This window comes from Micromonospora sp. BQ11, assembly GCF_052068135.1.
Taxonomy (GTDB): domain Bacteria; phylum Actinomycetota; class Actinomycetes; order Mycobacteriales; family Micromonosporaceae; genus Micromonospora.
In genome coordinates, this window is the sequence record NZ_JBQHDB010000006.1 from 64,225 (window position 1) to 84,044 (window position 19,820).

Annotated in this window: 24 protein-coding genes; 17 read left to right on the plus strand and 7 right to left on the minus strand. The window is 74.0% G+C overall.

All coding sequences use genetic code 11. From position 1 onward, the window contains the following. Positions 1 to 4: 4 nt before the first annotated feature. Positions 5 to 772 carry a phosphatase PAP2 family protein gene (locus ACTMSW_RS14515; protein ID WP_441181133.1) on the minus strand — a complete coding sequence of 256 codons (768 nt, stop codon included), beginning with the start codon at positions 770 to 772 and terminating at the stop codon, positions 5 to 7. Between the two features lie 110 nt (positions 773 to 882). Between ACTMSW_RS14515 and ACTMSW_RS14520 the strand changes: the two genes are divergently transcribed. Beyond that, a complete protein-coding gene (locus ACTMSW_RS14520; protein WP_441181134.1) occupies positions 883 to 2,097 on the plus strand; it encodes a DUF4032 domain-containing protein in 1,215 nt (404 codons plus the stop codon). Between the two features lie 208 nt (positions 2,098 to 2,305). On the opposite strand, the gene nagA is transcribed toward ACTMSW_RS14520, so the two are convergent. The 3 genes from nagA to ACTMSW_RS14535 are packed head-to-tail and all read right to left on the minus strand — an operon-like array spanning position 2,306 to position 5,256. Continuing rightward, entirely contained in the window at positions 2,306 to 3,415 is a 1,110-nt protein-coding gene (nagA, locus tag ACTMSW_RS14525) for an N-acetylglucosamine-6-phosphate deacetylase (RefSeq protein WP_441181135.1), read from the minus strand. Positions 3,416 to 3,424: 9 nt separating this feature from the next. Beyond that, positions 3,425 to 4,330, minus strand: coding sequence for an ROK family protein (locus ACTMSW_RS14530; RefSeq protein ID WP_441181136.1), 906 nt, complete (start codon positions 4,328 to 4,330; stop codon positions 3,425 to 3,427). Beyond that, a complete protein-coding gene (locus ACTMSW_RS14535) occupies positions 4,327 to 5,256 on the minus strand; it encodes an SIS domain-containing protein (RefSeq protein WP_441181137.1) in 930 nt (309 codons plus the stop codon). The genes ACTMSW_RS14530 and ACTMSW_RS14535 overlap by 4 nt, the downstream gene beginning before the upstream one ends. 198 nt (positions 5,257 to 5,454) lie before the next feature. Here ACTMSW_RS14535 and ACTMSW_RS14540 point away from each other — a divergent pair, with 198 nt between their 5' ends. The 4 genes from ACTMSW_RS14540 (at position 5,455) to ACTMSW_RS14555 (ending at position 9,063) form a co-directional block, all read left to right on the plus strand. Then, positions 5,455 to 6,240, plus strand: coding sequence for a DeoR/GlpR family DNA-binding transcription regulator (locus ACTMSW_RS14540; protein WP_441181138.1), 786 nt, complete (start codon positions 5,455 to 5,457; stop codon positions 6,238 to 6,240). A gap of 154 nt (positions 6,241 to 6,394) precedes the next feature. Continuing rightward, positions 6,395 to 7,405: an ABC transporter ATP-binding protein gene (locus tag ACTMSW_RS14545; protein ID WP_441181139.1), complete on the plus strand. Its 1,011-nt coding sequence runs from the start codon at positions 6,395 to 6,397 to the stop codon at positions 7,403 to 7,405. Beyond that, positions 7,402 to 8,418, plus strand: coding sequence for an ABC transporter permease subunit (locus ACTMSW_RS14550; protein WP_441181140.1), 1,017 nt, complete (start codon positions 7,402 to 7,404; stop codon positions 8,416 to 8,418). The genes ACTMSW_RS14545 and ACTMSW_RS14550 overlap by 4 nt, the downstream gene beginning before the upstream one ends. A 231-nt stretch (positions 8,419 to 8,649) precedes the next feature. Further along, positions 8,650 to 9,063 carry a DUF3263 domain-containing protein gene (locus ACTMSW_RS14555; RefSeq protein WP_441181141.1) on the plus strand — a complete coding sequence of 138 codons (414 nt, stop codon included), beginning with the start codon at positions 8,650 to 8,652 and terminating at the stop codon, positions 9,061 to 9,063. Between the two features lie 3 nt (positions 9,064 to 9,066). Here ACTMSW_RS14555 and ACTMSW_RS14560 read toward each other — a convergent pair whose 3' ends face one another. Next, complete coding sequence (locus tag ACTMSW_RS14560; RefSeq protein ID WP_441181142.1) at positions 9,067 to 9,282, minus strand: hypothetical protein; 216 nt, start codon at positions 9,280 to 9,282, stop codon at positions 9,067 to 9,069. Positions 9,283 to 9,576: 294 nt separating this feature from the next. Between ACTMSW_RS14560 and ACTMSW_RS14565 the strand changes: the two genes are divergently transcribed. The 12 genes from ACTMSW_RS14565 to ACTMSW_RS14620 all read left to right on the plus strand — a co-directional run bounded on the left by ACTMSW_RS14565 (position 9,577) and on the right by ACTMSW_RS14620 (position 16,659). Next, positions 9,577 to 10,428, plus strand: a complete 852-nt coding sequence (locus tag ACTMSW_RS14565; protein ID WP_441181442.1) for a hypothetical protein — start codon at positions 9,577 to 9,579, stop codon at positions 10,426 to 10,428. Positions 10,429 to 10,531: 103 nt separating this feature from the next. Further along, a complete protein-coding gene (locus ACTMSW_RS14570; RefSeq protein ID WP_441181143.1) occupies positions 10,532 to 11,041 on the plus strand; it encodes a GNAT family N-acetyltransferase in 510 nt (169 codons plus the stop codon). 265 nt (positions 11,042 to 11,306) lie between these two features. Next, a complete protein-coding gene (locus tag ACTMSW_RS14575; protein ID WP_441181144.1) occupies positions 11,307 to 11,759 on the plus strand; it encodes a hypothetical protein in 453 nt (150 codons plus the stop codon). A 2-nt stretch (positions 11,760 to 11,761) separates the two neighbouring features. Further along, positions 11,762 to 12,943 carry an SRPBCC family protein gene (locus tag ACTMSW_RS14580; protein ID WP_441181443.1) on the plus strand — a complete coding sequence of 394 codons (1,182 nt, stop codon included), beginning with the start codon at positions 11,762 to 11,764 and terminating at the stop codon, positions 12,941 to 12,943. Continuing rightward, the gene (gene gvpJ, locus ACTMSW_RS14585) at positions 12,940 to 13,383 is read left to right on the plus strand and encodes a gas vesicle protein GvpJ (protein WP_441181145.1); all 444 of its coding nucleotides are present in this window, start codon (positions 12,940 to 12,942) and stop codon (positions 13,381 to 13,383) included. Before ACTMSW_RS14580 ends, gvpJ (ACTMSW_RS14585) begins: the two co-directional genes overlap by 4 nt. Before the next feature lies 1 nt (position 13,384). Beyond that, positions 13,385 to 14,140, plus strand: coding sequence for a GvpL/GvpF family gas vesicle protein (locus ACTMSW_RS14590; protein ID WP_441181146.1), 756 nt, complete (start codon positions 13,385 to 13,387; stop codon positions 14,138 to 14,140). A 4-nt stretch (positions 14,141 to 14,144) separates the two neighbouring features. Then, positions 14,145 to 14,531, plus strand: coding sequence for a gas vesicle protein GvpG (locus ACTMSW_RS14595; protein WP_441181147.1), 387 nt, complete (start codon positions 14,145 to 14,147; stop codon positions 14,529 to 14,531). Beyond that, the gene (gene gvpO, locus ACTMSW_RS14600) at positions 14,500 to 14,856 is read left to right on the plus strand and encodes a gas vesicle protein GvpO (protein ID WP_441181148.1); all 357 of its coding nucleotides are present in this window, start codon (positions 14,500 to 14,502) and stop codon (positions 14,854 to 14,856) included. Before ACTMSW_RS14595 ends, gvpO begins: the two co-directional genes overlap by 32 nt. A 1-nt stretch (position 14,857) precedes the next feature. Beyond that, on the plus strand, positions 14,858 to 15,223 hold the full coding sequence (gene gvpJ, locus ACTMSW_RS14605) for a gas vesicle protein GvpJ (RefSeq protein ID WP_441181149.1): 366 nt from the start codon (positions 14,858 to 14,860) through the stop codon (positions 15,221 to 15,223). After that, positions 15,207 to 16,073 (plus strand): GvpL/GvpF family gas vesicle protein, encoded by an 867-nt coding sequence (locus tag ACTMSW_RS14610; protein WP_441181150.1) that lies wholly within the window; start codon positions 15,207 to 15,209, stop codon positions 16,071 to 16,073. Before gvpJ (ACTMSW_RS14605) ends, ACTMSW_RS14610 begins: the two co-directional genes overlap by 17 nt. Then, a complete protein-coding gene (locus tag ACTMSW_RS14615) occupies positions 16,064 to 16,309 on the plus strand; it encodes a gas vesicle protein (protein WP_441181151.1) in 246 nt (81 codons plus the stop codon). The genes ACTMSW_RS14610 and ACTMSW_RS14615 overlap by 10 nt, the downstream gene beginning before the upstream one ends. Next, on the plus strand, positions 16,306 to 16,659 hold the full coding sequence (locus ACTMSW_RS14620) for a gas vesicle protein K (protein WP_441181152.1): 354 nt from the start codon (positions 16,306 to 16,308) through the stop codon (positions 16,657 to 16,659). Before ACTMSW_RS14615 ends, ACTMSW_RS14620 begins: the two co-directional genes overlap by 4 nt. Positions 16,660 to 16,665: 6 nt before the next feature. Here the strand turns inward: ACTMSW_RS14620 and ACTMSW_RS14625 are convergent, their stop codons facing one another. Together ACTMSW_RS14625 and ACTMSW_RS14630 are read right to left on the minus strand one after the other, a co-directional pair. Next, on the minus strand, positions 16,666 to 18,999 hold the full coding sequence (locus ACTMSW_RS14625; protein WP_441181153.1) for an AAA family ATPase: 2,334 nt from the start codon (positions 18,997 to 18,999) through the stop codon (positions 16,666 to 16,668). A gap of 41 nt (positions 19,000 to 19,040) precedes the next feature. Then, positions 19,041 to 19,805 carry a hypothetical protein gene (locus ACTMSW_RS14630; RefSeq protein ID WP_441181154.1) on the minus strand — a complete coding sequence of 255 codons (765 nt, stop codon included), beginning with the start codon at positions 19,803 to 19,805 and terminating at the stop codon, positions 19,041 to 19,043. Between the last annotated feature and the right edge of the window lie 15 nt (positions 19,806 to 19,820).

A 19,820-nucleotide genomic window follows, 5' to 3' on the forward strand; every position in this document is an offset into this window, starting at 1 on the left:
GACCCTAGGGGTACGACGTGAACGGCCGGTTCCAGCGGCCGAGCGCCCTCGGCAGCGGCAGGTCGTCCCAGGGCGCCCGGTGCAGCAGCCGGTCCAGCAGGAGGCCGAGCAGCAGCCCGGCCACCGAGTCGGTCAGCCAGTGCCAGCCCAGGTAGGTCGTCGTGCAGAGCACCACGAGCGGCGGGACGATCCGGACCACGGTCACCAGCCGGGGCGGCATCGTGCGCCCGTAGCCGCGCAGCAACGGGGCGAGCAGCAGGGCGATGACCCCGTACCAGACGATCGCGTTGGCGACGTGCCCGGACGGGTAGGACTGGGCGAAGCGCAGCGGCAGGTCGTCCTGGAAGAGCGGGAGGGTCTGCTCCGCCGGCAGGAACGGCTCGCGGGTGGCGGCGCTGGGCGCCGGCCGGGCCGTCCACACCTTGAGCGGGCCGATCGTCAGGTAGGTGAAGCCGAACGCCACGACCGGCGGCAGCAGCGGGCGGACCGACCGGAGCCGGACCGCCAGCAGCACACCCAATCCGGCGGCGATCAGCGTCAGCGGGGTGCCCTGCCCGAGGTAGTTGAGGATCCGGGCGACCCAGTACGCCACCCCGGGGCGGTGCGCGTCGGACCAGTCGGCGACCGCGCGGTCGAGGCCGAAGAGGTGACCGTCGGCGAGAGCGACGGTGAGCCCCACCAGCCCGGCGAGCAGCAGGGCGTCGAACCACCAGCCGGCCGGGCGGACGGGCCGGAGCAGGGGCTTCGGCCGTACCGTCGTGGTTTCCCGCACGCGAACACGCTACCGGCCACCCGCGAGGCCCGACCGGGACGGGCCGAGGGCCCTGTGTGCCCAGCCACGAAAAGCGGCGCTCTACGGGGACAACCGTCACACTTGTCCGCGTGCGGATCACCTCGGCCCTCGTCGACCCGGCGCTGCTCGACCTCCCCTGGTCGACCCCGCTGGAGGAGTGGCCTGCGCACCACCTGGTGGCGCTGCCGCAGGGCATCTCGCGGCACATCGTCCGCTTCGTGCGCCTCGGCGACTACGTGTACGCGTTCAAGGAGACCCGCGAGCGGATCGCCGAGCGGGAGTACGACCTGCTGCGCGCGCTGGAGCGGATCGACTTCCCGTCGGTGGAGGCGGTGGCGATCGTCGCCGACCGGCAGACCGACGCAGGTGTTCCCCTCGAGTCGGTGCTGATCACCCGGCACCTCCAGTTCTCCCTGCCGTACCGGGCCCTGTTCTCGCACACGTTGCGCCCGGAGACGATGCAGCGGCTGCTCGACGCACTGGCCGCGCTGCTCGTGCGGATGCACCTGACCGGCTTCTTCTGGGGTGACTGCTCGCTGTCGAACACGCTGTTCCGCCGGGACGCCGGCGCGTTCGCCGCGTACCTGGTCGACGCGGAGACCGGCGCGCTGCACAGCTCGCTGTCGAACGGGCAGCGCGGCGAGGACCTGGAGATCGCCCGGGTCAACATCTTCGGCGAGGCGCTCGACCTGCAGGCCGCCGGCCTGCTGCACGAGTCGATCGACCCGGAGGTGGTCTGCGAGGAGGTCGTGCAGCGCTACGAGCGGCTCTGGCACGAGATCACCTACGAGCAGCAGGTCGAGCGGGAAGCCCGGCACGACATCGAGGGCCGCATCCGCCGCCTCAACGAGATGGGCTTCGACGTCGCCGAGGTGGCCATGTCGACCATCGACAACGGGCGCTACCTGGTCCGCCCGAAGGTGGTCGACGCCGGCTACCACACCCGGCGGCTGCTCCGGCTCACCGGCCTTGACGCCGAGGAGAACCAGGCCCGGCGGCTGCTCAACGACCTCGACGCGTACCGGGCCGAGAGCGACCTGACCGACGAGCAGCAGGCTGCCCACCGCTGGCTGACCGAGGTCTTCGAGCCGGTCGTCCGGGCGGTCCCCGCGAACCTGCGCCGGAAGCTGGAGCCGCAGGAGATCTTCGCGCAGATCATCGAGCACAAGTGGCTGCTCTCCGAGCAGGCCGGCCGGGACGTGGGGATGGCGCCGGCCGTGCAGTCGTACCTGTCGAACGTGCTCGCGCACCGCCCCGACGAGCAGGCTGTGCTCGGCGTCGAGGTCCCCGCCGCCACCGGCTGACCCGGCACCGTCGGCGGCGCGGCCTCGTCGGTGCGGCGCGGCCTCGGCCGCTGGGGTCGGCATGACGTCGTGCGTCCTGTCGAGCTGAGGTCCTGGATGAATCACACGACTGGCCGGGCGGCGTCGACGCCGCCGGTTCCGGCAGTGAGTCACTGACGACATCAGCTCGACAGGATCCGAACGACCCTGGTCCTCCAGAGCCCCCCGGTCACTCCACCCAGGAACCGCCACGCATCACCCGGACCACGTTCAGCTCGTCGTCCAGCACCACCAGGTCGGCGCGGAGCCCGATCTGGAGTGCGCCGAGCCGGTCGCCGAGCCCGATCGCGCGGGCCGGGGTGGTCGCCACCATCCGGGCCGCGTCGGCGATCGGGATGCCGGCGTCGACCGCGTGCCGCAGCGCCGCGTCCATGGTCAGGGTGCTGCCGGCGATCGCGCCGTCGCGGGACAGCCGGGCCACCCCGTCGGCGACGGACACCGCCTGGCCACCCAGCTCGTACTCCCCGTCGGGCATGCCGGCGGCGGCCATCGCGTCGGTGATCAGCGCGGTCCGCTCGGGACCGGCGGTCGTGCTGGCGAAGGCCAGCATGCCGTCGTGCAGGTGCACCCCGTCGGCGACCAGTTCGCACACGACGTTCGGGGCGGAGAGCAGCGCCACGACCGGGCCGGGCTCGCGGTGGTGCACCGGGCGCATCCCGTTGAACAGGTGGGTGCCGACGCTCGCGCCGGCCGCCACGGCGGCGCGGGTCTGGTCGTACGTGGCGTCGGTGTGCCCGACGGCGGCCACCACGCCGCGGCCGGTCAACAGCTTGACCGCCTCCAGCGCGCCGTCCCGCTCGGGGGCCAGCGTGACCATGCGGACCGCGCCGTCGCCGAGCTCGATCAGCTCGGTCAGCTCGTCGGTCGACGGGTCGCGGAGGAACTCGGGGTTCTGCGCCCCGCAGCGCGCCGCCGACAGGTACGGCCCCTCGAAGTGGATCCCGGCGAGCACGCCCTCGCGGACCAGCGGCGCGTACGCGGCGGTGGCGTCGCGCATCAGCGCGAACGGCGAACTGACCAGGCTGGCCAGCAGGGTGGTGGTGCCGTGCCGCAGGTGGAAGCCGGCGGCCGCGCGGGCCTGCTCGGCGTCGCCGGTGGTGAAGGTGTGTCCGCCCCCGCCGTGGGTGTGGATGTCCACGAAGCCGGGGAGGATCCAGTGGCCGTCGCGCACCGACGGGTACTCGGCGACCGCGCTGATCCGGTCGCCGTCCAGCTCCACGCAGCCCTGCCGGATCACACCGGTCGGGGTCACCACCTTGCCGTTGACCCGAGGGGCCATCACGTCTCCTTAACTGTCGAGGGCGAGCAGGGCCGCGCCGAGACAGCCCGCCTCGTCGCCGAGGGCCGCCGCGACCAGGCGTGGTTCCCGGTGGAACGTCATCCGCTCGTGCACGGCCGCCCGCAGCGGGTCGAGCAACTGGGCACCGGCCCGGATCAGGCCACCGCCGACGACGACGGTCTCCACGTCGAAGAGGGCCTGGCCGGTGGCGAGCCCGTCGGCCAACGCCTCGACGGCCTCCCGCCACACCCGTCCGGCCAGCTCCTCGCCGGCCGCGGCCCGCTCGGCCACCTCGGCGGCGGTCACCGCGGCACCGGCCAGCTCCGAGTAGCGGCGGCCGATCGCCGAGGCGGACGCGACCGCCTCCAGGCAGCCGGGCCGGCCGCAGCCGCAGCGGGGGCCGTCGGGGCGTACCAGGATGTGGCCGATCTCCCCGGCGGCGCCGTGCGCGCCGGTGACGGCCGCCCCGCCGACGATGTGGGCGGCGGCGATGCCGGTGCCGATCGCGATGAAGAGCACGTGGCCGGCGTCGCGTCCGGCGCCCAGGCGGGCCTCGGCGAGACCGCCGGCGCGTACGTCGTGGCCGAGCGCCGCCGGCAGGCCGAGCCGCGCGCCCACCAGGTCCCGCAGGGGTACGTCCCGGAAGCCCACGTTCGCCGACCAGACCGCCACCCCGGCGGCCTCGTCGACGACGCCCGGTACGGCGACGCCGACCGCCACCGGCGTGTGTCCCTCCGCGCGGGCCTTGCCGGCCAGCCCTTCGGCGACCTCCAGAATCGTGTCGACCACGGCGTCCGGACCGCGTCCGGCGTCGGTGGGGTGTCGCTCGGTGTGCACGGCGGTGCCGTCCGGGCGGACCAGGGCGCACTTCATCCCGGTGCCGCCGACGTCGAGCGCGACGACGAGATCGGTCACGCGAGTACCACGGAACGGGTCAGGTGGCGCGGCGCGTCCGGGTCGAGCCGGCGGCTGGTGGCCAGGGCGACGGCGAAGCGCTGGGCGAGGATCAGGTCGGCCATCGGGTCGACCGGCGTACGTCCGGCGGACCAGCTGCCGAGCACGGTGCGGCAGCCGTGGGTGCGGCTGTGCACGAACGCCGCGCCGGTCGCCGTCACGTCCTCCGGCAGACCCTCGGGCAGCTCGCCGAACGCCCACACCAGCCGGCCGGGAGCGGCGACCGCGATCGGGCCGTGCCGGTAGTCCATCGCCGGGTACGCCTCGGCCCAGAAGGTGGCCGCCTCACGGCACTTCAGCGCGGCCTCGTGGGCCAGGCCCACCGTCCACCCGCGACCGAGGAAGGTGACCTGCTCGATGGTGGTCGGGTCGATCGGCAGCGGGGCCCGCACGGCCACCTCGGCGTCGGCGGAGAGAGCGGCGATGTTGTCCCCGAGGTGGGCGCGGAGCAGGGCCAGCGCGGTCGTGGCGAAGCGGGTCTGCACCACCGAGCGCTCGTCGGCGAAGGGCATGGTCACCGCGGCGTCGGCCAGCTCCACGGCAGGCGAGGCGGGGTCGCCGACCAGGACGGTGGTGGGCACCTGTCCGCGCAGCGCGGCGAGCAGCTCGGTGACCTCGGTGGTGGTGCCGGAGCGGGTGATCGCGACGAGGCGGTCGTAGCGGCGGCCGGCGGGGAACTCGGATGCCTGGAAGGCGTCGGTCTCGCCCTGGCCGGCGGCCTCGCGGCGGGCCGCGTACGCCATCGCCATGAACCAGGACGTGCCGCACCCCACGACGGCGACCCGCTCCCCCGGGCGCGGGAGGTGCGTGCCGACGGTGGCGGCCAGGCGCGCCGCCTCCCGCCAGCAGTCGGGTTGGCTCGCGATCTCCGCGTCGACGTACGACATGAGAAACTCTCCTCCGCAGGGGAGCGCTGCGCAATACGGCTCGTTTGACCCGTCTTTCGCGCGCCATTCTGCGCGATGCCCGGGGCCGGTGGCAACCGGCCGCGCGACCGCGCAGGTCAGGGTTTTGCGCACTCGTAGTTTCGCGCACTACTGTGCACGCAATCAATCACCGACCGTGCAGTAATTGGGAGGGCCTGGGTGGACCGGTACGCCAGATGGAACGCCCTGCTCGAGATGCTGACCGACAACGGCCGGGTCAGCGTCGAGGAGGCCGCCGGGCGGCTGGACGTCTCCCAGGCCACCATCCGGCGTGACTTCGACCAGCTCGCCCAGCAGCAGATGATCACCCGCACCCGGGGCGGCGCGGTCGCCAACGGCGTCTCCTACGACCTGCCGCTGCGCTACAAGACCGCGAAGCACTCGGCGGAGAAGCAGCGGATCGGCGCCGCCGCCGCCGCGCTGGTGTCCCCGGGCACCGTGGTCGGCCTCAACGGTGGCACCACGAGCACCGAGGTCGCGCGCGCCCTGGCGGTCCGTCCGGACCTGAACACCAGCGCCGAGGGAGCCCAGCTCACCGTCGTCACCAACGCCCTGAACATCGCCAACGAACTGCTGGTCCGCTCGCGGATGAAGGTGGTGGTGGCCGGCGGTGTGGTCCGCCCCAAGTCGTTCGAGCTGGTCGGCCCGCTGGGCGGTGCGCTGCTGCGCGAGGTCACCCTGGACGTGGCCCTGCTCGGTGTGGACGCCATCGACCCGCAGCTCGGCGCCGCCGCCCACCACGAGGGCGAGGCGGCGATGAACAACCTGATGGTCGCCCGGGCCAAGCGGGTGGTCATCATCGCCGACTCCTCGAAGCTCGGCGGCCATGCCTTCGCCCGGATCTGCCCCGTGGACCGGGTGGAGACGCTGGTCACCGACTCCGGGGCCGCGCCCGATCTGGTCGAGGCGTTCCGCGCCGCCGGAGTCCACGTCATCTGCGCCTGAGGTGTAAGGAAGGGCCCCCGCTTAACGCCTCGTGTCGAGGAAGGGCCCCCGCTTAACACGCGACCCCGGCGTGTCCATGCATACCGGGTATTGCCCTCCGACGTATACCGCGTATGGTGTCTGGCGTCACCCACACCATCGGGGGAGGTGCAGCTTGCCAGCTGTCCTGGAGATCGAAGGTCTACGCAAGACGTACAAGAGCCGTCGGCGCGGAACCCGCAACGCGCTCGACGGTTTCGACATGCGGGTCGAGGCCGGGCAGGTGCACGGCTTCCTCGGCCCCAACGGATCCGGCAAGACGACCACCCTGCGGACCCTGCTCGGCCTGATCCGCCCCGACGGCGGGCGGATGGCGATCCTCGGCCACGAGGTGCCGGCGGCGCTGCCCACGGTCGCCGGCCAGGTCGGTGCGATCGTGGAGAGCCCGCAGTTCTTCCCGCACTTCACCGCCCGGGACACCCTGTCCCTGCTGGCCGGCGCCGGCGAGGTGCCCGCCACGCGGGTCGACGAGGTGCTGGAACTGGTCGGTCTGCGGGACCGGGCCGGAGAGCGGGTCAAGACGTACTCGCTCGGCATGAAGCAGCGGCTCGCGGTCGCGTCGGCGCTGCTGAAGAACCCGAAGCTGCTGATCCTCGACGAGCCGGCCAACGGTCTCGACCCGGGCGGCATCCGGGAGATGCGCTCGCTGATGCGCGACCTCGCCGCCTCCGGCATGACGGTGGTGCTGTCCAGCCACATCCTCGGCGAGATCCAGCTCATCTGCGACTCGGTCACGATCATCTCGCTCGGCCGCCGCGTCGCGTTCGGCCCGGTCGAGGAGGTGCTCGCGCAGCACTCCTCCGGCGCGGTCCGGATCCGCCTGGAGGCGGTCACCGACCTGCCGACGGCGGCCGAGACGCTGACCCGGGCCGGCATCCGCGTCAGCGGGCAGCCGGACCACCTGATGCTCACCGGCGTCGACAAGCCGGCGACGGTGACCCGGCTCCTCGCCGAGCAGGGCCTGTACGTCAGCGAACTGGCCCCGGTCGCGGTCGACCTGGAAAGCGTCTTCCTCGAACTGACCGCCACCGCGCCGGTTCCCGGCCAGCACCGGCAGGTCGACCAGTCCACGAAGGTCGGTGAGCCGGGCCAGTCCGGCGGCACCGGGGGAGGTTGGGGCGCGTGAGTCTCTACCGTACGGAGCTGCGCCGGCTCACCAAGCGGCGCTTCACCCGCTGGATGTCGGTTCTCGGGCTGCTCGTGCTCGCCGCCATCGTCATCGGGACCTTCGCCACCAACGAGAAGATCGACGCCGACGCGCTCGCGGGCGCCGAGCGGAGGGCGGAGCAGCAGTACCAGGAGCAGGTGCGCTGGGCCGAGCAGGAGGTCGTCGCGTGCGAGGCGGCCAAGAAGAGCGGCAACGCCGAGCCCGGCCGTTACCCGGACGACTGCTCGGCGATCACGCCACCGCCACGGGAGGCCATCGAGGCGCAGTGGTTCCTGCCGTCCACCTTCGACTTCCGGAAGGACTTCGGCGGCACACTGCTGCCGCTCGCCGCGATCCTGGCTCTCGTCGGGTTCATCGTCGGCGCCTCCTTCGTGGGGGCCGAGTGGAGCACCGGCGGCATGATGAACCTGCTGCTGTGGCGGCCGAACCGGCTCACCGTACTCCTGACGAAGCTGGCGGCGCTGCTCACCGGCCTGCTCGCCTTGGCCGTGACCACGACGGCGCTGTGGTTCGGCAGCTTCTGGCTGGTCGCCACCCTGCGCGGCACCACCGAGAAGATGACGTCCGGCGCCTGGCAGTCCTTCGCCCTGACCGGCCTGCGCGGCGTCGCGCTCGCGGTGGTCCTGACGGCGGTCGGCTTCGGGCTGGCGTCGCTCGGGCGGCACACCGCGATGGCGCTCGGCGGGGTGGTCGCCCTGATGGTGGTCGGCCAGTTCGGCCTGGGCATCATGCTGGAGCTGGCCGGCGTCAAGTTCGCCGCGGCGTGGCTGCTGCCGACGTACGCCGTCGCGTGGATGCAGAAGGAGATCGTCCTGGAGAACTGGGACTCCTGCCAGGCGACCTACTTCGGTGAGTGCAAGCCGGAGACCCTGGCGATCACCTGGCAGCAGTCGTCGGTGCTGCTCGGTGTCGGGGCGGTCATCATCCTCGGGGCGGCCCTCTGGGCCATGCGCCGCCGCGACGTCGCCTGACCGGTGCGGGTGTCCGGACGGCCCTCCCCGGCCCTCCGGACACCCGCCACCGCCGCCGGGGGACCGACGATCGGTGACGCATCGGCGGTACGACACGCCGGCCGACGTGCCGCTGAGACGTCACGGTCCACGCCGGCCCGGACGGGCGGATGCGGTTCGGAGGGGCCCTGGTTAGGGTGGGGTTCCCGGGTGGGCGTCACCGTGCCGCCGCCCGCCCTCGCGAGGAGCGCCATGCAACCCGACGCCGCCCCGGTCCGCACCGAGCCGTCGGTCCCCACGCCCCGCTCCGCGCCCGAGTCCACGCCGGCTCCCGAGTCCACGCCCGCCCCCGAGTCCACGCCCGCGGGCGGCACCGCCGAACCGGACGCGACGAGCGCCGAGGTGGTCGCCACCCCCGCCGTGGCCGAGCCGTCGGCGGGACTGACCGACCGAGAACGCGACATCCTGGACTTCGAGCAGCAGTGGTGGCGGCACGCCGGTGCGAAGGAGCAGGCCATCCGGGACCGGTTCGACCTCTCGGCCACCCGCTACTACCAACTGCTCAACGGGCTCCTCGACAATCCCGCCGCGCTGGCCGCCGAGCCGGTGCTGGTCGGTCGACTGCGCCGGCTGCGCTCGTCGCGGGCCCGCAACCGCCGGCGTTGAGCGTCAGCGCTTCTCGTACATCTGCAGCCCGTTGCCGATGGCGAAGAACGTCGGTGCCCACTCTCCGATGAAGATCCCCCAGCGGTCGGCCCTCGCCACGCCCGCCCTCTCCAGGTGCTTGGAGAGGAACCAGCTGGTGAACGACAGGCCGATGCTGGCGAACCCGGCCACGTACGCGTGTTCGGCCCTCACTCCGGCCTCGTGCAAGCGCTTCAACATCGTGCGATCCCCCTGTCGCGACGGACGGTCCCACCCGGGTGCGGCCCGCAGACCGCCGCTGCCGACGCTACAGCTCGTGAGCGTGAGACCACCGAGGGTTGAGTCGATGTGCCGTGCCCGGGACGCGACGAGCATGCGCCGCGCCCACGTGGGTAGGCGAGCCGTCCGGCCGCGGACCGGCGGACGGGGAGGGAGGGTGCGGCCATGGGAGTGACCGACCCGGCCGGGTCGCCGGTGGGCTACCGCGCGCCGGAGGCGGTGGACGAGCCCCGACGGTCGGCGGTGGTCCGGACGATGCGGGTCCGCTCCGCGTCGGTGCCGGCTCCGGGCCGTACGCTCAACGAGGACGTCGTCTTCCAGGTCGGCCCGCTGGTGGGGGTTCTCGACGGGGCGACGGTCCCGGAGGGCTTCGACACCGGCTGCGTGCACGGGCCGTCCTGGTACGTGCGGCACCTCGCCGCCCGGCTCGCGGTGGCCGAGGCGGCCCGACCGGCGGCGACCCTGGTCAGCAACCTGGCGGCGGCGATCCTGGCGGTACGCGCCGACCACGGCGGTGTGTGCGACCTGGACCACCCCGGCACCCCGTCGAGCACGGTCTGCCTGCTGCGCGACGGCGGCGACCAGGTGGACTGGCTGGTGCTCTGCGACAGCCCGCTGGTGCTGGACACCGGTGACCGGGTGACGGTGGTGGCCGACGACCGCCTCGACGCCGCGATGGCGGACCTGCGGGCGATCGCCGCGACGATTCCGGTCGACCCGAACGATCCGGCCGCACGGTTCCGGCACGCGGTGAGCCTCCAGCGGCAGCGGATGAACCGTACCCACGGCTACTGGGTGGCGGCGGCGGATCCGGACGCCGCGTACCACGGGTTGACGGGGACGGTGCCGCTGCGCGGGCCCGGTGCGCTACGCCGCGCGGCCCTGCTCAGTGACGGCGCGTCGGCGGTGGTCGACCAGTTCGGCCTCCTCGACTGGGCCGGGCTGCTGGATGTGGTCACGCACGAGGGGCCGGAGGCGCTGGTCGGGCGCGTCCGGGCCGCCGAGCGGGACCACGCCGGCCGTCTCCGTCGCCACAAGGCGGTCGACGACGCCTCGGTGGTGCTCTGCGAGTTCGACACCGATAGGGGCGGTGACAGCGGAGCGTGAGGCGGAACACCATGCGGGCCGACCGGCTGATACCCGCCGCCGGACCGCCACTCGCCGCCCATTGGGGTGGACTCGGGCCGGTGGGGGCGGCAGACTGCGGCACGTGACGCGTGCGGTCCGGCTGGAGCCGGTGAACGAGGGGAACCTGGAGCCGTTGCTCTCCGTAGCGGCTGCCGAGGCGGAGCCCGGCGATGTGATGCCGCCGGTGGAGGCTCCGGCCGGCTGGTCGCTCGCCCGCCGGGAGGCGTTCCGCGAGTTCCACCGGGCCAGCTTCGGCGGTCTGGACGGGCCGACCCGGACCCGGATGTACGCGATCCTGTCCGGCGGCGAGGTGGTCGGCATGATCAGGATGACCCGGTGTGACGAGCCGGGCACGGCGGAGACCGGCATGTGGCTCGGTCGGTCCGCCCGGGGCCAGGGCATCGGTCCGGCGGCGCTGCGCGAGTTGCTGAACGAGGCGGCCGGCGCCGGTATGCGACTGGTGGTCGCGGACACCACCCCGGACAATTACGGGGCCCTGAAGGTGCTGGAGAAGTGTGGCGCGAAATTGCGTGAAGATGGCGGCAAGGTCCGCGCCGAGATCTGTCTCGATTCGACGCCGCCCGCCCTCTGAGCGCTTTTTCCTCCTTCGTTCCTCTCTGGTGTTCACGCTGCTCAGGACGGCTTGAACGTCCGTATCGCGGCAGCGTTGACTGCGGCTCTCAATACTGAGCCCACGCACAGCGGATATGTTTCGCGCACTTTTCGCCGGGTACTGCCTGCCGGGTCCGCTCATGGCGGGCATCTGATCGCGGGCCATTCTTGCTTTTCCCCGGTGGCTGCTTTCCCGGCCGCGCACCGGTCAGGTGCCTCTGCCACCGGGGAGCGAAGGAGAATTGATGAACAACGGAGCGCGAATCTCGCTCGCGGTGGGTGCCGGATATCTGCTCGGGCGTCGGCGGAAGCTGCGCAAGGCGCTGGTGCTGGCGGCTGCCGTCGCGGCCGGCCGGGCCAGCCACACCTCCGGCGGGCTGCTGAACGCCGGGTCGAAGCTGCTGCACTCGTCCCCGCAACTGAGCAACCTCGGTCGGCTCGGTGGCCCCCTCGTCTCGGCGTCCAAGGCCGCCGCCAACGCCGCCGCCGGCAGCGGCATCGACGCGGTCGGCGGAAAGCTGCGGGGTTCCGCCGACGCGCTGCGCCGCAAGGGCGGCGGCGCCGGGCAGCGGAACGAGGGCGGCGGTACCGAACAGCGGAACGAGGGCGGTGCCGGGCAGCGGAACGAGGGTGACCAGGAATCCGGCGACGACCGGCCCGAGGGCGCCGGCACCGACGACGAGCAGCGGGGGCGGTGACCATGGCACCGAACACGGGTGGACTCGGCGACCGGGTCCGGACGCAGATCGCCGGCGAGGTACGCAACCTGGCGCACGCGATCGGCGAACGCGCCGTCCACGTGGTGACCGAGCGGATCACCGGCGCCACCGACCGCCTCAGCGAGTACGCCCAGCAGGGCGGCGGACCGGGGTTGCTCGCCGCGGCGACCGGCGCGCAGAAGCTCGCCCACGGCGAGTCACCGGTGAAGGCGATGCTCCATGCCGGGATGGCCGGCGGTAAGGAGAAGGTGATGGCGGCCTTCGGACGGGGCAAGGGCGGCAAGGGTGGCGGTGGCAAGAAGCAGAAGGTCACCAACATCGTCGAGACGATCGAGGTCGGGGTCCCCGTCCGGGTCGCGTACAACCAGTGGACCCAGTTCGGCGACTTCCCCAGCTTCATGAAGAAGGTCGAGCAGGCCGAGAACGACTCCGACGAGAAGATGACCTGGAAGGCGCAGGTCTTCTGGTCGCACCGGACGTGGGAGTCGACGATCGTCCGGCAGATCCCGGACAAGCTGATCCACTGGCGGTCCAAGGGCGAGAAGGGTTCGGTCGACGGCACCGTCAGCTTCCACGAGCTGTCGCCCGACCTGACCCGGATCCTGGTGGTGCTGGAGTACCACCCGCAGGGCCTCTTCGAGCACACCGGCAACCTGTGGCGCGCCCAGGGCCGGCGGGCCCGGCTGGAGCTGAAGCACTTCGTCCGCCACGTGATGACCACGACCGCGCTCGACCACGACTCGGTCGAGGGCTGGCGTGGCGAGATCGAGGACTCCCGGGTGGTCAAGGACCACGAGACCGCCCTCCGCGAGGAGCAGGAGGCCCGCGAGCGGGCCGAACAGGGCGCGGCCGGGGAGCCGGAGGAGCCCGAGGCGGAGGAGCGCCGGCCCGCCGAGCGCGGCCGCCGCCGGCCGCCCGCGCGCCGTCGACCCGCCGAGGACGAGTACGACGAGTACGACGAGGGCGAGGACTACGACGAGGGGTACGACGAGGAGGAGCCCGAGGAGGAGCCGGCCCCGCCGCGTCGCCGCGCTCCGGAGCGGGCCCGTCGGCCCCAGCCCCGCGAGGAGCCGCGTCCCCGGGAGGAGCCCCGGTCCCGTCGTGCCCCGGAGGCGCCGCGCCGCCCGGTGGTCCGCCGTCGACGTGAGGAGCGCGACCAGTGACCGTCGCGACGAGCAGCAGCCCGGCCGGCGGCGCCCTCGAGCGGGGTGGCGCCGGCTCGAATCTGGCCGACGTGGTGGAGACCGTCCTGGACAAGGGCGTGGTGATCGACGCCCAGGTGTCGGTCGCGGTGGTCGGCATCCAGCTCCTGGAGATCAACGCCCGGATCGTCATCGCCAGTGTGGAGACGTACCTGCGGTTCGCCGAGGCGGTCGACCGCTTCGACATCACCCCGAAGGACCAGAAGGGCCTGCCGGACCTGCTCGACGGTGCGACCGGGGCAATCGGTGCCGGCAAGGCGGTCTCCGGGCTCGGCAGCACGGTCGGCGCCATCGGCGGTGCCGTCAAGGACGCCGTCGGCGAACTCGGCTCCGGCGGTCGCGACCGGGAACGGGACCGCGATCGGGACCGTCCCCGGCGGCGACGGGACGAGGAGCGCTGACGTGGCCGAGGAGACCGGACTGTTCGTCTACGGCATCGTGCCCTCCGACGTGGAGCCGACCCCGGACGCACCCGGGGTCGGCGACCCGCCGGGGGAGGTCACGGCGGTCCGCCACGGTGAACTCGCGGCGCTGGTGAGCGAGGTGCCCCTCGAAGGGCCGCTCGGACGGCCCGCCGACCTCACCGCGTACCAGGAACTCCTCGACGGCACGGTGGCGGTGGCGCCGATCCTGCCGGTGCGGTTCGGCACCGTGGTGACCGGGTCGGACGCCGTGGTGGACCTGCTCGACGCCCACCACGACCGGTTCGCCGACGCGCTCGACGAGTTGGAGGGACGGATCCAGTACACGGTGCACGCCCGGTTCGACGAGGCGACGCTGATCGCCGGCATCCTGGCCGACAACCCCGCCGCCGCCGACCTCGCCGACCAGGTGAAGGGTCAGCCGGAGGTGACGAGCCGGGAGCAGCGCATCCGGCTGGGCGAGATGATCAGCCAGGCGGTGGAGCTGGCGCGGGAGGCGGAGAACCGGCACGTGCTGGACCTGCTCTCGCCCCTGGCCGTCGCGGCGGCACCCCGGCCGCCGAGCAACGAGCTGGACGCGGCGAACGCCGCCTTCCTGGTGGAGCGGGACCGCGAGGACGAGTTCATCGGCGCGGTGGAGGAGTACGCCGACCAGCGCCAGAAGCTGATCCGGACGCGTCTGCTCGGCCCGCTGGCCCCGTACGACTTCGTCGGCGCCCACCAGCTCGCGGGCTGATCCGGTGGACATCCTGTGGGCGCTGCTGACCCTGCCGTACGCACCCGTGCGGGGGCTGACGGCGGTGGTCAAGGTGATCGCACGGGAGGCGGAGTCCCGCCAGTTCGACCCGGCGAACGTACGCCGGGAGCTGGAGGAGCTGGACGCGGCGGCGGCGGCCGGCGACATCACCCCGGCCGAGCGCGACCGGGGGCAGCAGCAGGTGCTGGACCGGCTGACCGGCGGCGCCCGGCGGCCGGCGCCCGGGGCGGGTGCCGGCCGCCGGGCGGGGACGGCACGGCGGCGGGTGGCCGGACCGGAGAAGGAACGACGAGGAAACACCGGACGGGCACGCGACGGCGGTGTGGGAGGTGAGGGCCATGACGCAGCTGATCCGCGGCGACGGCGGTAGGGGCCGCCAGAACGGACCGGCGAACCCCGACGACGACCGGTACGACGACGAGGACGAGTACCTGGAGCCGGTGTCGGCGGCCGAGGCCGCCCGCGAGGGGCTGCGGCAGGTCGTGGAGCTGACCGGCCGGGACCCGGTGGGAACCACCTCGCTGCGGTCGGTCCGGGACGGCTGGGTCGTCGGGGTGGAGGTGGTCGAGGACCACCGCATCCCCGCCTCGACGGACCTGCTCGGCCTGTACGAGGTGGAGCTGGACGTCGAGGGGGGCCTGCTCGGCTACCGCCGCGTGCGTCGCTACCAGCGTGGGAAGGGCGAGGTGGGGTGAGGTGTCCGTGCAGCCCTCGGTGGTGCAGAACTCGGGGCAGGTCCTGCCCGCCGGCCACGAGCCGGCCAACCTCGGCGACATCCTGGAACGGGTGCTCGACCGGGGCATCGTGATCGCCGGTGACATCCGGGTGAGCCTGCTCGACATCGAACTGCTGACGCTCAAGCTGCGGCTCGTCATCGCCTCGGTGGACACCGCGCGGCAGATCGGCATCGACTGGTGGGAGCACGACCCGTGGCTCAGCTCCCGGGCCAGCCCTCCGGTGGAGCCGGGTCCCCGGGACCCGGAGCAGGTGGAGGCGGAGCGTCGGACCCGGATCGCCCGGCGGGCCGCCGCGAGGGAGGAGTGGGATGAGTGCGACGGCTGAACCGCTGACCACCGGCGCCGAGCCGGGCACGGGTGCCTGGCTGCACGGCGTGGTCCGGGACGTGGCACCGGGAACGCTGGCCGCGACCGTCGGCCTGGACGGCACTCCCGTCCACGCGGTGCGGGCGGCCGGACTGGCCGCCGTGGTGAGCGGCGTGCCGCTGAGCGGGTACGGCGAGGAGGCGCTGCGTCGCAACCTGGAGGACCTGCCGTGGCTGGAACGGACCGCGCGGGTGCACCACGCGGTGGTCGACGGCCTGTCCCGGGCCGGTGCGGTGGTGCCGGCGCGACTGGCCACCGTGCACCGCGACGACGAACACCTCGCCCGGGTTCTGGTCGAACGGCGTGCCGAGCTGACGGCCACCCTCGACCGGCTCGACGGCCGCGAGGAGTGGGGCGTCAAGGGGTACGTGGTGGCCGGCGCGACCCCCCGCGTCGAGGCCGCGCCCACCGGGGGAGGCGGGGCCGGCGCGGCATACCTACGGCGGCGCCGGGCCCAGTTGACCGCCCGCGAGGAGGGGCAGCGGATCTCCGCGGAGGCGGCCGCCGGGGTGCACGAGGCCCTCGCCGGGCACGCCGTCGCCGCCCGTCGGCACGCCCCCCAGGACCGTCGGCTCTCCGGCGCGGCGAGCGCGATGGTGCTCAACGGCGCGTACCTGCTCGACCGGACCGGCGTGGACGGCTTCGCCGCGCTGCTGCGGACGATCGCCGACCGGCACCCGGAGATCCGGTTGGAGCCGACCGGCCCGTGGCCGGCGTACTCCTTCGTGGTGGAGGAACCGGCGACGGAGCCGGCGCACGCGGTCCGGGAACCGGCTCCGACCGCGGCACGGAGGCCGGCATGGCGGTGACCACGCTGGCGCCGAGCAGCGCCGACGACCCGCTGGCCGCCCGACCGGTGTCCCTGGTGGACCTGCTCGACCGGGTGCTGGCCACCGGCGTGGTGATCTCCGGCGACATCACCATCGCCATCGCCGACGTCGACCTGGTCCGGGTGTCGCTGCGCGCCCTGGTGGCGTCGGTCGGCGCGCTGGCCGCGCCCGAGGTGCCCGACCGGGTGGTCCCGCTTCCACCGGGGTCGGGGTGAACCGCCGCGACGAGGCCGCGGAACTGGCGGCGGCGATCGGCGCGCCGACGTGGCAGGCGCCTCACGTCACGCCGCTGGACCGGCGACTGGCCGTCGACCGGGACTCCGTCGAACGCGGCCTGGCCAGTCTGGTGCTCACGGTCGTGGAGCTGCTGCGGCAGCTGATGGAGCGGCAGGCGCTGCGCCGGGTCGACCTGGGTGACCTCAGCGAGGACCAGATCGAGCGGATCGGTGCCACGCTGATGGCGTTGGACGAGCAGATGGTGCTGCTCCGCGACCACTTCGGCCTGTCACCCGAGGACCTCAACCTGGACCTGGGCCCGCTCGGCCCGTTGCTGCCCACCGACTGAGCGGGGTCAGCCCCGCGTCTGCGCGTACGCGGCCAGCCAGGCGACCTGTCCCGGGTCCAGGGACGGGCGCACCCGGGACCGGGCCGTCGCGACGTGCGCGGCGGTGACCGTCGTGGCGGTCAGCGACTCCCGCATCGCGGCGAGGGCGGCCTCCCGCACCAGCGCCGCGCAGTCCGCCGCCGAGAAGCCGTCCAGCTCCTCACCGAGGGCGGCGAGGTCCACGTCGTCGGCGAGCGGCACGGTCCGGGACGCGGCGCGCAGGATCTCCGCGCGGGCCGGCCCGTCCGGCGGTGGCACGTACACCAGGCGCTCCAACCGACCCGGTCGGAGCAGGGCCGGATCGACCAGGTCCGGCCGGTTCGTCGCACCGACCACCACCACGTTGCGCAGCGCCTCGATCCCGTCCAGCTCGGTGAGCAGCGACGCGACCACCCGGTCGGTGGTGCCGCCGTCGGTGGCCTGGCCGCGTACCGGCGCCAAGGCGTCCACCTCGTCCAAAAAGATCAGCGTGGGGGCCGCCTCCCGGGCGCGGCGGAACAGCTCGCGTACGGCCCGCTCGCTCTCGCCCACCCACTTCGACAGCAGCTCGGCGCCCTTGACCGACAGCACGTTGGCCCGGCCGGAGCCGGCGAGCGCGGTCACCAGGTAGGTCTTGCCGCAGCCGGGCGGCCCGTAGAGCAGGACCCCGCGGGGCGGCTGCACGCCCAGCCGGGCGAACGTGTCCGGGTACGTCAGCGGCCACAGCACCGACTCGGTCAGTGTCTGCTTCACCTCGATCAGGTCACCCACGTCGTCGAGGGTCACCCGGGCCAGTTCCAGGGTGGACGCCGCCATGGTCGTCGGGCGGACCACCTCCAGCGCCGCCGTGAAGTCCGCCATCGCCACCGTAGGCCGCTCCGCCGACTTCTGCCGCAGCGCCGCGCGCACGCCGGCCTCCCGGACCAGCGCGGCCAGGTCCGCGGCGACGAAACCGGGCGTACGGCCGGCGACCTCGTCCAGCCGCACGTCCTCGGCGAGCGGCACCTGACGGGTCAGCACCGTCAACTGCTCCCGCCGCAGCGCGGGGTCCGGCAGCGGTACGCCGATCCGCAACGACAGCAGGTCCGGTGCCCGCAGCGCGGGGTCGACGGCCTCCGGACGGCCGGTGGTGCACACCACCGCCGCCCCCGTGCGGAGGGTCTCGGCGAGCACCTGCCGGAAGACCGTCGCCACCGGGCCGGGCTCGTCCGCCGGGGCGAGCGCCTCCACATCGGTGACCAGCAGCACCGCCGGCCCGTCCGCCCGTACGTCGGCGGCGGCGTCGCGCAGGCGCTGCGCCGCCGCCTCGTTGGTCAGCGCCGCCAGCTCGGGCGCCCAGAGCGGGCGGACCCGCGCGCCGACCCCGGCGGCCACGGCGCGGACCAGCGCGGACTTGCCCGAACCGGCCGGACCGTCGACGAGGACGCCGAGTGAGACCGTCGTGCCCAGCCGGCCCAGCACCTCCCGATGGTGGAAGCCGAGGTCGAGCAGTTCGGTCAGCTCCTCGGCCTGGGCGCGAAGGCCGGGCAGTTCGTCCACCGACGGCGCGTCGTCCACCCCCGTCGGCTCCGCCGGCCGGGCCGTCCCGCCGCCGGCTGGGGAACGGGTTGCCGGGCCGCCGCCGGGGCGGGCGGTCGTGGCGGCGCCACCTCCCGGCGGGCCGGCGGTCCGTGTCGGGGCCGACGTCCCGGCCGGGCCGGCCGTGTGCGCCCTGCCGTCGGACGGGACACCGCCGGAGCCGTGGGTGACCGGGCCGTGCTCCCACGCCACCACGGTGTCCATGGTGACCAGGGCGGCGGTGTCCGGCTCGGCGGCGACCACGGTGAGCAGGGTGCTGGTCCAGGCGTACCCGACGCGGTTGGACAGGCTGCGCCGTGCCGCCTCGACGAGGCTGCGGACCGAGGCGTCCGGCAGCACGTCCTGCGGCAGCAACGACACGTCGTCCCGGACGGTGACCACCTTGCCGAGCAGGGCGAGCCGCAGCATCTCCGGCGAGACCACCGCGACGACCGGCGGCGGCCCGGCGAGGACCACGCGGCGCGCGGCGGTGACCGGCACCGGGCTGACGTTCACCTCGCCGCCGTCGCGGATGCCCAGGTTGCCCAGCATCAGGTCGTCGGCGTACAGGAGGCCGGTGCCGGCGCCCGGCTCGGCCGGCGCCACGATGCCGGCGCTCACCCGCCGGCCGGCCAGCCGGACCGGGTCGCCCGTGCGCAGCCCGAGCGCGGTGAGCACCTCCGGGTGCAGCCGGACGATGCCGCGCCGGGCGTCAAGCGCCGCCGGCCGCAGGCTCGCGGTCAAGGTCAGGTCGGGTACCGCCACCGCCCGACCCTAGCCCCCGGAGTCACGGTGGGGCCGTCCGGTCACCGCGGGCGGTCGTCGTCGGTGAGGAGCGAGGGATCCTGGCGGATGATCTCCGCCAGCCGGGCCGCGGGGTCGGAGCTCAACCCGTCCCGCGGCGTCCACGCCGGAACGGTCTTCACCGACATCGGCCAGGGCGGCGGCGGTACGGCGGCACCCGTCCCGCTGACCGTGACGATCCCGCCCGACCAGGAGACCCGTAGCGGGTGCTCCTGCCCGTCGTGGTCGACCCGCACGGACACCGCCATCCCCGGGTGCTCCGCGACGACCCGGCGGACCACCTCGGCGACCTCCTCCACGGGGTCCCGCCACCTGGCGTCGTCGGCCCGGTGCTGACCACCGGCGGCGTCGGCCCATTGCGGGGGACCGGCGACGTCGGCCCACTGTGCGGGACCGGCCACGTCGGCCCAGCGCGGAGGAGCGGCGGCGTCGGCCCAGTGCGGAGGAGGGGTCCCGTCGGGCCGGTCGCGGTTGTCGGTGCCGCGCTGCGGCCGGCCGGCATCGGTCGTGCGGGCGGCCTCCCGGCCGTCCGCCCAGCCCGGCCCCGCGTTCCGGCCACCACCGTGGGGCGTGCCGGCGCCGGTGGTCGCCGTGGTTCCCGGGGCGGCGACCGGGTCGGGCGCCGTAGCCGGGTCGGACAGCGTGACGGTGCCGGGCGGCGCGCCCGTGCCGGGGAGGGCCACCGTGTCCTCCTCGGCTGCCCGCCGGCGCAGCGCTTCCTCGCGCCGGGCCAGTCGGGCCAGTGTCTCGTCCAGCCCACCTCTCATCACGACCACCCCTTT

Coding starts and splice junctions, on each gene's coding strand:
- ACTMSW_RS14560 (WP_441181142.1), bottom strand. CDS start 9,282: ATGTTGAAGCGCTTGCACGAGGCCGGAGTGAGGGCCGAACACGCGTAC.
- ACTMSW_RS14575 (WP_441181144.1), top strand. CDS start 11,307: ATGAACAACGGAGCGCGAATCTCGCTCGCGGTGGGTGCCGGATATCTG.
- ACTMSW_RS14580 (WP_441181443.1), top strand. CDS start 11,762: ATGGCACCGAACACGGGTGGACTCGGCGACCGGGTCCGGACGCAGATC.
- ACTMSW_RS14535 (WP_441181137.1), bottom strand. CDS start 5,256: ATGTCGTACGTCGACGCGGAGATCGCGAGCCAACCCGACTGCTGGCGG.
- ACTMSW_RS14630 (WP_441181154.1), bottom strand. CDS start 19,805: ATGAGAGGTGGGCTGGACGAGACACTGGCCCGACTGGCCCGGCGCGAG.
- nagA (WP_441181135.1), bottom strand. CDS start 3,415: ATGGCCCCTCGGGTCAACGGCAAGGTGGTGACCCCGACCGGTGTGATC.
- ACTMSW_RS14615 (WP_441181151.1), top strand. CDS start 16,064: ATGGCGGTGACCACGCTGGCGCCGAGCAGCGCCGACGACCCGCTGGCC.
- ACTMSW_RS14565 (WP_441181442.1), top strand. CDS start 9,577: ATGCGGGTCCGCTCCGCGTCGGTGCCGGCTCCGGGCCGTACGCTCAAC.
- ACTMSW_RS14555 (WP_441181141.1), top strand. CDS start 8,650: ATGCAACCCGACGCCGCCCCGGTCCGCACCGAGCCGTCGGTCCCCACG.
- ACTMSW_RS14610 (WP_441181150.1), top strand. CDS start 15,207: ATGAGTGCGACGGCTGAACCGCTGACCACCGGCGCCGAGCCGGGCACG.
- gvpO (WP_441181148.1), top strand. CDS start 14,500: ATGACGCAGCTGATCCGCGGCGACGGCGGTAGGGGCCGCCAGAACGGA.